Origin of the sequence: Azospirillum sp. A29, assembly GCF_042604625.1 — a bacterium.
GTDB lineage: Bacteria > Pseudomonadota > Alphaproteobacteria > Azospirillales > Azospirillaceae > Azospirillum > Azospirillum palustre.
In genome coordinates this window covers 920323-933685 of sequence record NZ_CP170466.1, presented here as the reverse complement: position 1 = coordinate 933685, position 13363 = coordinate 920323, and the positions used below count along the sequence as shown (strand labels likewise).

12 protein-coding genes and 1 tRNA gene are annotated in these 13363 nt (G+C 67.5%); 12 read left to right on the top strand and 1 reads right to left on the bottom strand.

The features are described 5' to 3' along the window. Window positions 1–121: 121 nt before the first annotated feature. The 12 genes from ABNQ38_RS19265 (at window position 122) to ABNQ38_RS19210 (ending at window position 13014) form a co-directional block, all read left to right on the top strand. Window positions 122–1144, top strand: coding sequence for a TRAP transporter substrate-binding protein (locus tag ABNQ38_RS19265; RefSeq protein WP_377809766.1), 1023 nt, complete (start codon window positions 122–124; stop codon window positions 1142–1144). 296 nt (window positions 1145–1440) lie between these two features. Continuing rightward, the gene (locus ABNQ38_RS19260; RefSeq protein ID WP_377809765.1) at window positions 1441–2010 is read left to right on the top strand and encodes a TRAP transporter small permease; all 570 of its coding nucleotides are present in this window, start codon (window positions 1441–1443) and stop codon (window positions 2008–2010) included. After that, window positions 2007–3305, top strand: a complete 1299-nt coding sequence (locus ABNQ38_RS19255; protein WP_109050609.1) for a TRAP transporter large permease — start codon at window positions 2007–2009, stop codon at window positions 3303–3305. The genes ABNQ38_RS19260 and ABNQ38_RS19255 overlap by 4 nt, the downstream gene beginning before the upstream one ends. A 173-nt stretch (window positions 3306–3478) precedes the next feature. Further along, a complete protein-coding gene (locus tag ABNQ38_RS19250) occupies window positions 3479–5530 on the top strand; it encodes a molybdopterin oxidoreductase family protein (protein ID WP_377809764.1) in 2052 nt (683 codons plus the stop codon). A 102-nt stretch (window positions 5531–5632) separates the two neighbouring features. Beyond that, entirely contained in the window at window positions 5633–7429 is a 1797-nt protein-coding gene (gene recJ / locus ABNQ38_RS19245; protein WP_377809763.1) for a single-stranded-DNA-specific exonuclease RecJ, read from the top strand. Between the two features lie 109 nt (window positions 7430–7538). Further along, window positions 7539–7614 (top strand) — tRNA-Glu (locus ABNQ38_RS19240). Between the two features lie 97 nt (window positions 7615–7711). Continuing rightward, window positions 7712–8002 (top strand): type II toxin-antitoxin system RelE/ParE family toxin, encoded by a 291-nt coding sequence (locus ABNQ38_RS19235; protein WP_377809762.1) that lies wholly within the window; start codon window positions 7712–7714, stop codon window positions 8000–8002. 27 nt (window positions 8003–8029) lie between these two features. Continuing rightward, entirely contained in the window at window positions 8030–8314 is a 285-nt protein-coding gene (locus tag ABNQ38_RS19230; RefSeq protein WP_377809761.1) for an addiction module antidote protein, read from the top strand. Window positions 8315–8368: 54 nt separating this feature from the next. Further along, window positions 8369–9382: a tRNA dihydrouridine(20/20a) synthase DusA gene (gene dusA, locus ABNQ38_RS19225; protein WP_377809760.1), complete on the top strand. Its 1014-nt coding sequence runs from the start codon at window positions 8369–8371 to the stop codon at window positions 9380–9382. Window positions 9383–9567: 185 nt separating this feature from the next. Then, window positions 9568–10989: a threonine synthase gene (gene thrC / locus ABNQ38_RS19220; protein WP_377809759.1), complete on the top strand. Its 1422-nt coding sequence runs from the start codon at window positions 9568–9570 to the stop codon at window positions 10987–10989. Next, window positions 10986–12245 (top strand): M16 family metallopeptidase, encoded by a 1260-nt coding sequence (locus ABNQ38_RS19215; protein WP_377809758.1) that lies wholly within the window; start codon window positions 10986–10988, stop codon window positions 12243–12245. Before thrC ends, ABNQ38_RS19215 begins: the two co-directional genes overlap by 4 nt. Window positions 12246–12423: 178 nt before the next feature. Beyond that, a complete protein-coding gene (locus ABNQ38_RS19210) occupies window positions 12424–13014 on the top strand; it encodes a GNAT family N-acetyltransferase (RefSeq protein ID WP_377809757.1) in 591 nt (196 codons plus the stop codon). A gap of 30 nt (window positions 13015–13044) precedes the next feature. Here ABNQ38_RS19210 and ABNQ38_RS19205 read toward each other — a convergent pair whose 3' ends face one another. Then, window positions 13045–13314, bottom strand: a complete 270-nt coding sequence (locus ABNQ38_RS19205; protein ID WP_377809756.1) for a hypothetical protein — start codon at window positions 13312–13314, stop codon at window positions 13045–13047. Window positions 13315–13363 lie beyond the last annotated feature (49 nt).

The following is a 13363-nucleotide window of genomic DNA, read 5'->3' as shown; positions in this document are numbered from 1 at the left end:
ATAGGCCGACTCTGCGGATATCCACAATAGCCGCAATTCGTCCGATCATGAACAATGCGCAACAAGTACGGGGCCGAACAGTCAGTCTCGTCTACAATGAATACCAGAGGGGGACGCACCTATGAAACTCGTGAAGCTCCTGTGCGCGGCGGCGGTCGGCTGCATGATGTCGGCGCCGATGGCGATTTCGACGGCCTGGGCCCAGGACCAGATCGTGATCAAGTTCAGCCACGTCGTCGCGCCGGAGACGCCGAAGGGCAAGGGTGCCGAGAAGTTCAAGGAGCTGGCCGAGAAGCTGACCGCCGGCAAGGTGAAGATCGAGGTCTACCCGAACAGCCAGCTCTACAAGGACAAGGAAGAGCTCGAGGCGCTGCAGCTGGGCGCCGTGCAGATGCTGGCCCCGTCGCTGGCCAAGTTCGGCCCGCTGGGCGCCAAGGAATTCGAGGTCTTCGACCTGCCCTACATCTTCCCCAGCAAGGAGGTGCTCCAGCGCGTCACCAAGGGCGAGATCGGCAAGAGCCTGTTCAAGAAGCTGGAGTCCAAGGGCATCGTCGGTCTGGCCTATTGGGACAACGGCTTCAAGATCATGAGCGCCAACAAGCCGCTCATCAAGCCGGAGGACGTGAAGGGCCTGAAGATGCGCATCCAGTCGTCCAAGGTCTTGGACGCCCAGATGCGGGCGCTGGGCGCCCTGCCGCAGGTGATGGCCTTCTCCGAAGTGTACCAGGCGCTGCAGACCGGCGTCGTCGACGGCACGGAGAACCCGCCGTCCAACATGTACACCCAGAAGATGCACGAGGTTCAGAAGAACGCCACCCTGACCGACCATGGCTATCTCGGCTATGCGGTCATCGTGAACAAGAAGTTCTGGGAAGGCCTGCCCGCCGACGTCCGCGGCAAGCTGGAAGAGGCGATGAAGGAGGCGACCGACTACGCCAACGACATCGCCCAGAACGAGAACGACGTGGCGCTGGCCCAGATGAAGGCCTCCGGCAAGACCGAGTTCCACACCCAGACCAAGGAAGAGCGTGAAGCCTGGGTCAAGGCCCTGAAGCCGGTCCACAAGGACGCCGAATCCCGCGTCGGCAAGGACCTGATCGAAGCGATCTACAAGGAATCGGCCGCGGCCGGCTTCAAAATGTGATTTGAGCCGTCAGGCGGATTTCCCTCTCCCCTCCGGGGAGAGGGTCAGGGTGAGGGGGCAGCACAGGCGGAAGCCTGTGCCAAGGGATTGCCAAGGGGCAGCATGCCCCTTGGCGGCGCGCAGAGCGCGCCGGCCCCCTCCCCCTCCCCACCGCTGCGCGGCGGGTCCCCTCCCTCTCCCCGGGGGAGAGAGGACATTCACCGCTGACGGAAGCGTCGATCCTTGGCTCTCTAGCAGGGAGCAGGACGACTTAACAAACGCGAAATCATCTCCGCCGACCGGGAGATCCCCCCGACATGTTTATGAAAATTCTCGACCGGCTTGAGGAGACGCTGATCGCGTCGCTCATGGCCGGGGCGACGCTCGTCATCTTCGCGTCCGTCGTCCACCGCTATTTCTCCGGCGTTCCCTACATCCAGGACTATGTGCTGCACTGGAACCTCGCCTGGGCGCAGGAGCTGTGCATCTACATGTTCGTGTGGATGGCAAAGTTCGGTGCCGCCTATGGCGTGCGCACCGGCATCCATGTGGGCGTCGACGTCATCATCAACCGGATGGAACCGCACCTGCGTGCCAAGTTCGTGCTGTTCGGGCTGGGGGCCGGCGCGCTGTTCACCGGCATCGTCGGGTCGCTGGGCGCCCGCTTCGTCTGGCACATGTCGGAAACCGATCAGGTGTCAGCCGATCTGGAATGGCCGATGTGGATCATCTATCTGGCGGTGCCGCTCGGCTCCTACCTGATGTGCTTCCGCTTCCTCCAGGTCGCCTGGACCTTCGTCCGCACCGGTGAACTGCCCCACCACGACCATGCCCAGGTCGACGGCATCGACCCGGTCGAGGCCGCCAATGAAGGAGGTCCGGCATGAACGCCGCCATCATCTTCGGGCTTCTGCTGGCCCTCATGCTCACCGGCATGCCGATCTCGATCTCGCTCGGCCTGACGGTGCTGTCCTTCCTGTTCTTCATGACCGACGTGCCGATCGACGCCGTGGCCCTGAAGCTGTTCACCGGCATCGAGAAGTTCGAGATCATGGCGATCCCGTTCTTCATCCTGGCCGGCAACTTCCTGACCCATGGCGGCGTCGCCCGCCGCATGATCAACTTCGCCACCTCGATGGTCGGCCACTGGCACGGCGGCCTCGGCCTTGCGGGCGTGATGGCCTGCGCGCTGTTCGCGGCGGTGTCGGGCTCCAGCCCGGCCACCGTGGTCGCCATCGGCTCGATCATCCTGCCGGCCATGGTGGCGCAGGGCTTCCCGAAGAATTTCGGTGCCGGCATCATCACCACTTCGGGCGCGCTCGGCATCCTGATCCCGCCGTCCATCGTGATGGTGATGTACTGCGTCGCCACCACCGGCCACCCGCAGGCCGCCTCCATCGGCCAGATGTTCATCGCTGGCGTGGTGCCGGGCATCCTGCTGGCCTGCTTCCTCGGCTTCACCACCTGGTTCCGCGCCCGCAAGTTCGGCTATCCGCGCCTGCCCAAGGCCAGCTTTGCCCAGCGCATGCATGCCCTGCGCGAAAGCTTCTGGGGCCTGCTGCTGATCATCGTCGTCATGGGCGGCATCTACAGCGGCATCTTCACCCCGACCGAGGCGGCGGCGATGGCCGCGGTCTATGCCTTCTTCGTCGCCGTCTTCATCTACAAGGACATGCCGCTCCGCCGCGTGCCGAAGGTGCTGCTGGACAGCGCCAGCATGTCGGCGATGCTGCTCTACATCATCACCAACGCGGTGCTCTTCTCCTTCCTGATGACGTCGGAGCAGATTCCGCAGAACATGGCGGCTTGGATCCTCGACCAGAACATGGGCGTGTGGGTCTTCCTGCTGGTGGTGAACATCATCCTGCTGGCCGCCGGCAACTTCATGGAGCCGTCGTCCATCGTCCTGATCATGGCGCCGATCCTGTTCCCGGTCGCCATGAAGCTGGGCATCGACCCGGTGCATTTCGGCATCCTGATCATCGTGAACATGGAAGTCGGCATGTGCCACCCGCCGGTCGGCCTGAACCTCTACGTCGCCTCGGGCATCACCAAGATGGGCATCACCGAGCTGACGGTGGCGGTGTGGCCGTGGCTGCTGACGATGCTGATCTTCCTCGGCCTCGTCACCTATGTTCCGGCGATCACGCTGTGGTTCCCGCGCCTGCTCGGCTTCATGTAAAGCCGCAAGTCGTCAGGGGACTTTCTCGCTGAATCGGCAGGGGCCGCGAAGTCCGGACAAGGGATTTCGCGGCCCCGCTTTTTTGTACCCATACATTGTTGCGCATTGAAGCCGGCGCGGGGCAGGGCCTAAACTTCGACCTTCCCCGCCGCCAGCCAGACCAGAGGTTAGCCTTGTCGGCCCAGTTCCTGCCCACCGCCTGTCCGCACGATTGCCCCAGCACCTGCGCGCTGGAGGTGGAACGCCTCGCCCCCGACCGCATCGGCAAGGTGCGCGGTGCCGCCGAGAACAGCTACACCGCCGGCGTCATCTGCGCGAAGGTCAGCCGCTATGCCGAGCGCGTGCATTCGTCGGACCGGTTGAAGACCCCGCTGCTGCGCACCGGCCCCAAGGGCTCCGGCCAGTGGACGGAAATCGGCTGGGACGAGGCGCTGGACCGCATCGCCGACGCCTTCCTGACCGCCGAGCGGACCTATGGCCCGGAAGCGGTCTGGCCCTATTTCTACGCCGGCACTATGGGTCTGGTGCAGCGCGGCGGCATCCAGCGCCTGCGCCATGCCAAGGGCTATTCGCGCCAGACCAGCACGGTGTGCGACACGCCGGCCAACATGGGCTGGCTCGCCGGCTATGGCGACATCCGCGGCGCCGACCCGCGCGAGATGGCGGAAAGCGACCTGATTGTCAACTGGGGCGGCAACCCGGTGGCGACCCAGGTCAACGTGATGACCCATGTCAGCCGCGCCCGCAAGGGCCGCGGCGCCAAGCTGGTCACCATCGACCCCTACCGCACCGGCACGGCCGAGGTCTCCGACCTGCACCTGATGCTGCGGCCGGGCACCGACGGGGCGCTGGCCTGCGCGGTGATGCATGTGCTGTTCCGCGACGGTTATGCCGACCGCGCCTATCTCGACCGTCTCGCCGGCGACACCGCGGCGCTGGAGGCACATCTCGCCAGCCGCAACCCGGAATGGGCAGCATCCATCACCGGCCTGACCGTGGCGGAGATCGAGGAGTTCGCCCGCCTCTACGGTACCACCAAGCGGAGCTATCTGCGCGTCGGCTACGGCCTGTCGCGCGCCCACAATGGGGCGGCGCAGGTCCACGCCGTCTCCTGCCTGCCGGTGGTCACCGGCGCCTGGCAGCACAAGGGCGGCGGCGCGCTCTATTGCTCGTCCGGCATCTACAAGCTGGACAAGACCCTGTCGGAGGGTCTGGACCGCCTCGACAAGTCGGTGCGCAGCTTCGACCAGTCGCGCATCGGCGCGGTGCTGACCGGCGACCCGCGCGACCTGACCAGCGGCCCGCCGGTGACGGCGATGCTGATCCAGAACACCAACCCGGTGACGATCTGCCCGGATTCCAACCGCGTCCGCCAGGGCTTCCTGCGCGAGGATCTGTTCGTCGCGGTGCATGAGCAGTTCATGACCGACACGGCGAAGCTGGCCGATCTGGTGATCCCCGCCACCACCTTCCTGGAGCATGACGACATCTACCGCGGCGGCGGCCAGATGCACATCCTGATCGGCCGCAAGGTGATCGAGCCGCAGTTCGAGGCGCGCGAGAACCATTGGGTCATCAGCGAACTCGCCCGCCGCGTCGGCGCCGAGCATCCGGGATTCGGCATGACCGCGCTGGAGATCATCGACGCCATGCTGAAGGCGTCCAACCTCGGCGACGCGGCGACGCTGAGCGAGCAGCGCTGGATCGACGCCCAGCCGGACTTCGAGACCTCGCATTTCCTCAACGGCTTCGCCCATCCGGATGCCAAGTTCCGCTTCGCCCCCGACTGGGCGGCGCTCGGCCCCTATGGCGGCATGCCGGAGCTGCCCGACCATATGCCCCCCGCCCGCGATGCCGATGCGGAGCACCCGTTCCGCCTCGTCACCGCCCCGGCCCGCCAGTTCCTCAACACCTCCTTCACCGAGACGCTGACCGCCCAGAAGCGTGAAGGCCGTCCCACCGCGCTGATCCACCCGGACGACGCGGCCGGGCTGGCTCTGGCCGACGGCGACGCGGTGCGGCTGGGCAACCCGCAAGGCAGCGTGGTAGTCCATGCGAAGTCCTTCGCCGGTGTGCCGCGCGGCGTGGTGATCGTCGAAGGTATCTGGCCCAACAGCGCCTTCGTCGAGGGCATGGGCATCAACAGCCTGACCTCGCCGGAACCGGTGCCGCCGGCCGGCGGTGCGGCGTTCCACGACACGGCGGTGTGGATGCGGGCGGCGTAAGCCCCCGCACTCATCCCACCCCTGCCCATACCCACCCGTGCGCCGCGCGCCCATCTCTGCTATGGCTGTGCCCCCATCCCAGAGAGACCGTGCAGCACCGTCATGACCGAGCCCGCCGCCTTCCTCAACGTCGCCAACTCCCTGTCCGGCAAGCGCTGGCAGGCGCGGCCCTGCGACGAGCGGCAGGCGCAGGCGCTCACCCAGGGGCGCGGGCTGCCGGAGATCGTCGGCCGGGTGCTGGCCGCCCGCGGCGTCACCGAGGACAGCTGCGAAACCTTCCTCAACCCGACGCTGAAGGCCCTGCTGCCCGATCCGTCCCGCTTCCGCGACATGGACCCGGCGGCCGAGCGCATCGCGCGCGCCATCCGCGACGGCGAGCCGGTGGCGGTCTTCGGCGACTACGACGTGGACGGCGCCACCTCCGCCGCGCTGCTGCGCCGCTTCTTCCGCTCGCTCGGCGCCGACATCCGCGTCTATGTCCCCGACCGCATCACCGAGGGCTACGGCCCCAACGCCCCGGCGCTGCTTCGCCTGAAAGGGGAGGGGGTGCGGCTGGTGGTGACGGTCGATTGCGGCATTTCCGCCTTCGCGGCGCTGGAGGCGGCGGCCGAGGCCGGGCTGGATGTCGTCGTGCTCGACCACCATGCCGCCGAGCCGCGCCTGCCTCCCGCCGTAGCACTGGTCAACCCCAACCGGCTGGACGAGGACGGCGCCTACCGCACGCTCTGCGCCGCCGGTGTCACCTTCATCACCATCGTCGCCATCAACCGCGTGCTGCGGACAACCGGCTTCTACCGCGACCGGGCGGAGCCCAACCTGATGGAATGGCTCGACATCGTGGCGCTCGGCACGGTGTGCGACGTGGTGCCGCTGACCGGGCTGAACCGCGCGCTGGTGGCGCAGGGGCTGAAGGTGATGGCGCGGCGCGCCAATCCCGGCCTCGCCGCCCTGTCCGACGTGGCGGGGGTGAAGGAGAAGCCTGACGCCTACCATGCCGGTTACGTCCTCGGCCCGCGTGTGAATGCCGGCGGCCGGGTGGGGGCGTCCGACCTCGGCGCCCGCCTGCTTTCCACCGACGATCCCATCGAGGCGATGGAACTGGCCCAGCGGCTGGAGGGTCACAACGCCGAACGCCGCACCATCGAACAGGCGGTCCTCGACGAGGCGCTGGAGCGCGTTGCCGCCGAGGCCGGGCGCACGACCGATCTGGTCTTCGTCACCGGCGTCGGCTGGCACCCCGGCGTCATCGGCATCGTCGCCGCCCGGCTGAAGGAGCGCTACAGCCGCCCGGCCTGCGTGGTGGCTCTGGAGGAAACCGCCGATGGCACCGTCATCGGCAAGGCCTCCGGCCGTTCGGTGCGCGGCGTCGATCTCGGCGCGGCGGTGATCGCCGCCCGGCAGGAAGGGCTGCTGCTGGCCGGCGGCGGCCACCGCATGGCGGCGGGCTTCACCGTTGCCGGCGACAAAATCGACGCGTTGCGCGACTTCCTGCACAGCCGCATCTCCGAACAGGTGGCATCCGCCCCGCTGGTGCCGACGCTGGAACTGGACGGCGCCCTGTCGGTCGGCGGCGCCAGCGTCGGTCTGGTGACGACGCTCGACAAGCTCGGCCCCTACGGCACCGGCAACGCCGAACCGCGCTTCGCCATCGCCGACGCCCGCATCGTGCGCGCCGACGTGGTGGGCGCCAACCATGTGCGCTGCATCCTGCAAGGCAACGACGGTGCCCGGCTGAAGGCCATCGCCTTCCGCGCGCTCGACAGCGACATGGGCCAAGCCCTGCTGACCGGCCGCGGCACCCCGTTCCACCTTGCCGGCGTGCTGCGCATCGACCGCTGGAACGGCTCGGAAGGTGTCCAGCTGCTGATCGACGACGCGGCACCGGCGCGCTCGGCCTGAGCGTTGGCGGGGCGTTGGGCGGGCAGGACGCAAAAAAGTATCGGGGGATGCGAAAAAGCGCTTGCGCTCCGCGGCCCCGATCTTTAGAAAGCGCGTCACCGCGAACGACGTCCCCGTCGTCTAGAGGCCTAGGACACCGCCCTTTCACGGCGGCGACACGGGTTCGACTCCCGTCGGGGACGCCATCTTCTCGGTTCATGACTTAAGCCCCGCCTTGTGCGGGGCTTAGTCGTTTTTGGGCCGACGGCTTGACAAGTTGTCTCCTGCGGAAGACATTGCTGGATGATCGAGATCCGTCAGACCGACCGTTTCGCCGCTTGGATAGAGAGCTTGCGGGACGTTCGGGCTCGCATGCGGATTGAGGTGCGTATCCGCCGCCTTCAACTTGGCAATCCTGGCGATACCAAGCCGGTGGGGGAAGGTGTCAGTGAACTGCGCATCGACCACGGCCCCGGCTACCGCGTCTATTTCATCCAGCGTGGCGACACACTGATCGTGCTGCTGGCCGGTGGAGACAAGCGGTCCCAGGACCGCGACATCGCAACCGCCATTGCGATGGCACGGGATCTCTAGACGTGCAGCCCGACAAAGGAGGGGAGCATGGCCCGAACCGAAACCCGTCCCTGGGATATCGTCGACAGCCTGGACAGCGACGAGCGCATCGCCGCTTACCTAGATGCGGTGTTGGAGGACGGCGATCCACAATTGATCGTCGCGGCACTCGGCGACATCGCCCGCGCCAAGGGAATGACGGAGGTCGCCCGTAATGCCGGCCTCGGCCGCCAGAGCCTCTACAAGGCATTGTCGCCGGACGGAAATCCGGAATTTGCGACGGTCTTGAAGGTCATCAAGTCTTTTGGCCTCCGCCTGACCGTCAGCCCATAGCGCCTTGCCCGCTGCTTACCGCTTTCCTGTTCCACTGTACCGGCTCCATTCGACATGACCACCTCCACCATCCCCCTCAGCGTCGCGCCGATGATGGACTGGACCGACCGGCATTGCCGGTACTTCCACCGTCTGCTGTCGCGCTCGACCCTGCTCTACACCGAGATGGTGACCACCGGCGCCGTGCTGCATGGCGACCGCGAGCGGCTGCTGGGCTTCGATGCGGCGGAACATCCGGTGGCGCTCCAGCTCGGCGGCTCCGATCCGGCGGACCTTGCCGCCTGCGCCCGCATCGCCGAGGAATGGGGCTATGACGAGGTCAACCTGAACGTCGGCTGCCCGAGCGACCGTGTGCAGTCCGGTCGTTTCGGCGCCTGCCTGATGGCGGAGCCCGATCTGGTGGCCCGGCTGGTCGGCGCCATGCGCGAGGCGGTGTCGATCCCGGTCACCGTCAAGTCGCGCATCGCCATCGACGAGATGGAGGAATGGCCGACGCTCGACCATTTCATCCACACCGTCACCGCCGCCGGCTGTACCCATTTCATCGTCCATGCCCGCAAGGCCTGGCTGAAGGGCCTCAGCCCCAAGGAGAACCGGGACATCCCGCCGCTGCGCTACGATCTCGTCCACCGGCTGAAGGCGGAATACCCGCATCTCGCCATCGCCATCAACGGCGGCATCAAGACGCTGGACGAGGCTTCGGTGCATCTCGGCACGCTCGACAGCGTGATGATCGGCCGCGCCGCCTACGAGACGCCCTATCTACTGGCCGACGCCGACCGCCGCCTGATGGGCGGGCAGCCCGGACCCGACCGCCATGCCGTGATCGCGGCGATGCTGCCCTACATCGAGGCGCGGATGACGTGCGGCACGCCGCTGTCGTCCATCACCCGCCACATGCTGGGCCTGTTCCAGGGGCTGCCCGGCGCCCGTTCCTACCGCCGCCACATCGCAGAGAACGCCCACCGCCCCGGCGCCGGTCCGGAGGTGCTCGAACGTGCCGCCTCGCTGGTTCGTCGTCGGGGTGCCGACGAGGGGGCGGATGAGGCGGTGGGGGAGGCCGCGTGAGCGGCGCCGGCCCGGATGGAACATTGAACACCGCCGGGAAAACTGTTTCACGCTGTTCCAAACGTTCGATCCGAAGCCGCGAAGCCGCCCCAACCGGACGGAATATGCGCCGTGCGTCCCGCACCGCTTGCGTGCGGGCAGGGTCCTCGCTAACTATGCCCACTTCATCGGACGGAGTGTAAGCGGTGCGGTACGTCAGCACGCGGGGCGCGGCCCCGGTCTTGGGTTTCGAAGACGTCCTTCTGGCCGGGCTGGCGCGCGACGGCGGCCTCTATGTGCCGGAGACCTGGCCGCAGTTCACGGCCGACGACATCCGCGCGATGCGCGGGCTGCCCTACAGCGAGATCGCCGTCCGGGTGATGCTGCCCTTCCTGGGCGGTTCGATCGCCGAGGACGAGTTCCGCGCCATCGTCCGTGACGCCTATGCCAGCTTCGACCACGCCGCTGTGACCCCGCTGGTGCAGGTCGACCCGACCACCTGGGTGCTGGAGCTGTTCCACGGGCCCACGCTCGCCTTCAAGGACGTGGCGCTGCAACTGCTCGGCCGCCTGTTCGACCATGTGCTGGCCAAGCGCGGGCAGCGGGTGACCATCGTCGGCGCCACCTCCGGCGACACCGGCTCGGCCGCCATCGAGGCCTGCCGCGACCGCCAGAACGTCGACATCTTCATCCTGCACCCCAAGGGCCGCACGTCCGAGGTGCAGCGCCGGCAGATGACCAGCGTGCTGTCGTCCAATGTCCACAACATCGCGCTGGACGGCACCTTCGACGATTGCCAGGACCTCGTGAAGGCGATGTTCAACGACGGCGCCTTCCGCGACCGGATGGGGCTGTCGGCGGTGAACTCGATCAACTGGGCCCGCATCATGGCCCAGATCGTCTATTACTTCACCGCCGCGGTGGCGCTGGGCGCGCCGGACCGCAAGGTCGCCTTCACCGTGCCGACTGGCAATTTCGGCAATGTCTATGCCGCCTACGGCGCCCGCTCCATGGGGCTGCCGATGGAGACGCTGGTGGTGGGATCCAACAGCAACGACATCCTGGCGCGCTTTTTCGCCAGTGGAAGCATGGTCGCGGCGCCCGTCGTGCCTACCTTGTCTCCCAGTATGGACATCCAGATCTCTTCCAACTTCGAACGGCTGCTGTTCGACCTGCTCGACCGCGACGGCACCGCGGTGACGGAGGCGCTGAACCGCTTCCGCACCGAGGGCAAGTTCGCGGTGACCGATGCGCAGCTCGCCCGCGCGCTGGCCATCTTCTCCGGCCACCGGGTGGACGAGGCCGCCACCATGGCGACCATCGCCGAGGTGTGGAAGGACAGCCTCTATCTGCTCGACCCGCACACGGCGGTCGGAATCGGGGCGGCCAAGGCGGCGGTTGCCGCCGGCCGGGTCGATCCGGCCGTTCCCATGGTGGTTCTCGCCACCGCCCATCCCGCCAAGTTCCCCGACGCGGTGGAAAAGGCGACCGGCCGCCGGCCGGACCTGCCGCCGCGCCTGTCCGATCTTTATGTGCGCGAGGAGCGCCTGTCCGACCTGCCGAACGATCTGGCGGCGGTCCAGGACTTCGTCACCAAGCGCGCCCGCGCCGCCCAGGAGGCCGCATGAGTTCCATTCGTGTGACGACGTTGCCCAACGGGCTTCGCGTCGCGACCGACACCATGCCCGACGTGCAGTCCGTTTCGCTCGGCTGCTGGGTCGGGGTTGGCACCCGCAACGAGGCGGCGAGCGTCAACGGCGTCGCCCACCTCGTCGAGCATATGCTGTTCAAGGGCACCAGCCGCCGTTCGGCCTTCCGCATCTCCGAGGAGATCGAGAATGTCGGCGGCCAGCTGAACGCCTATACCACCCGCGAGCAGACCGCCTATTACGCCAAGGTCCTGCACGAAGATGCGCCGCTGGCGCTCGACATCCTGTCCGACATGATCCAGCACTCCACGCTGGACGCCGAGGAGCTGGTGCGCGAGCGCACGGTGGTGTTGCAGGAGATCGGCCAGAGCGCCGACACGCCCGACGACATCATCTTCGACCATTTCCAGTCCACCGCCTATCCGGGGCAGGCCATCGGCCGTCCGGTGCTGGGCTCGGCGGAGATCGTCGGCGCCCTGCCGCGCGAGGCGCTGGTCGACTACATCGCCGGCCATTACGGCGCCCCCGGCATGGTGCTGAGCGCCGCCGGCCGGATCGAGCATGACCGGATGGTCGATCTCGCGTTCAAGGCATTTGGCGACCTGCCGAGCGGCGCCCCGCCGAAGCCGGAAACCGCCAGTTATACCGGCGGCGACTTCCGCGAGGACCGCGATCTGGAGCAGATGCACCTCGTGCTCGGCTTCGACGGGGTGGGGGTGCACGATCCGGACTTCTACGCTCACTCAGTGCTCTCCACCCTGCTCGGCGGCGGCATGTCGTCACGCCTGTTCCAGGAGGTGCGGGAGAAGCGCGGGCTGGTCTATTCCATCTACACCTTCACCGGCGGCTACCATGACGGCGGCCTGTTCGGCGTCTATGCCGGCACCGGTGAGGACGAGGTGGCGGAACTGGTCCCCGTCGTCTGCGACGAGATCGCCAAGGTCGGCGCCGACGTCACCGAGGACGAGGTTGCCCGCGCCCGCGCCCAATTGAAGGCCGGGACGCTGATGGCGCTGGAAAGCACCATGTCGCGTTGCGAGCAGCTGGGTCAGCAGATGCTTATCTACGACCGTCCGGTTCCGGTGGAAGAGATCGTGGCGAAGATCGACGGCGTCGATCGCGAGTCCGTGGTCAAGGCGGCGTCCCGCCTGCGCGCCAGCCGTCCGACCGTGGCCGCTCTCGGCCCCATCGCCAAGCTGGAAAGCTACGACCGCATCGCGGAGCGTCTCGCCTGACGATGAAGACGGTGGCGGCCACACCTCCCCCCCCGCAGTTTTCCCCCTCTCCCCCCTGGGGAGAGGGCAGGGGTGAGGGGGATGCACTGCGTGGATCGTTCGGGTTGCGAATCCCCCTCACCCTAACTCTCTCCCCGGGGGGAAGAGGGAATGGAAAGGTGGGGAGGGCTCCGCGCTCATGATCCGCCTTCTCGGCAGCGGCCTCATCGGCCCTCCTGCGATCCGGCTCGACGGGCCGCGTTGCTACATCCGGCCGCCGCTGCCCCGCGATTGGCGGGAATGGGCCGATCTTCGTGCGACCTCGCGCGGATTCCTGACGCCGTGGGAGCCCACTTGGCCGGCCGATGCCCTGACGCGCACCGCCTTCGCCCGGCGGCTGCGGCGGCAGGCGCAGGAATGGCGGGACGATCTTGGCTACAGCTTCCTGATCTTCGACCGGGGGACCGACGCGCTGGTCGGCGGGCTCGGCCTCACCAACATCCGCCGTGGCGTGGCGCAGATGGGAACTCTCGGCTATTGGGCCGGGCAGCCCTACGCCCGCAACGGCTATGTCTCCGGCGGCACCCGGCTGGCCCTGGAGTTCGCCTTCGGTCAGCTCGGCCTGCACCGGGTCGAGGCTGCCTGCCTGCCGACCAACCTGCCGAGCCGCGGCCTGCTGGAAAAGGTCGGCTTCACTCACGAAGGCTATGCCCGCGGTTACCTGCGCATCGACGGCGCATGGCGCGACCATGTCCTCTACGCCATCCTGCGGGAGGAGTGGCAGGCCTAGACCGGGCCGCTCCATCCCGCTCGGCATCGCTCACTTCGACGGCTGGTTGTTGCCGTGCTGGTCCTGCTGCTGCTCGGCCTGCTTCTTGGCCGCCTCATCCTTCTTCTTGGCTTCGTGATGGCCGACCGCGCAGCCGAGTGCGGCGCCGGCCACCCCGTGGCCCGATCCGACCATATGGCCGGCGACGCCGCCGACGGCCGCACCCTTCACGCATCCCTTCGCCTCGGCTGGGTGGGGCAGGGCGGCGATGCCGCCGGCCAGGACCGCGACCGAAAAGGCGGCAAAGACAGTCTTCATCATGGCTGATTCCTCACGTCGACAAGAGCGTCGATGGAAGGAAAACAGCCTT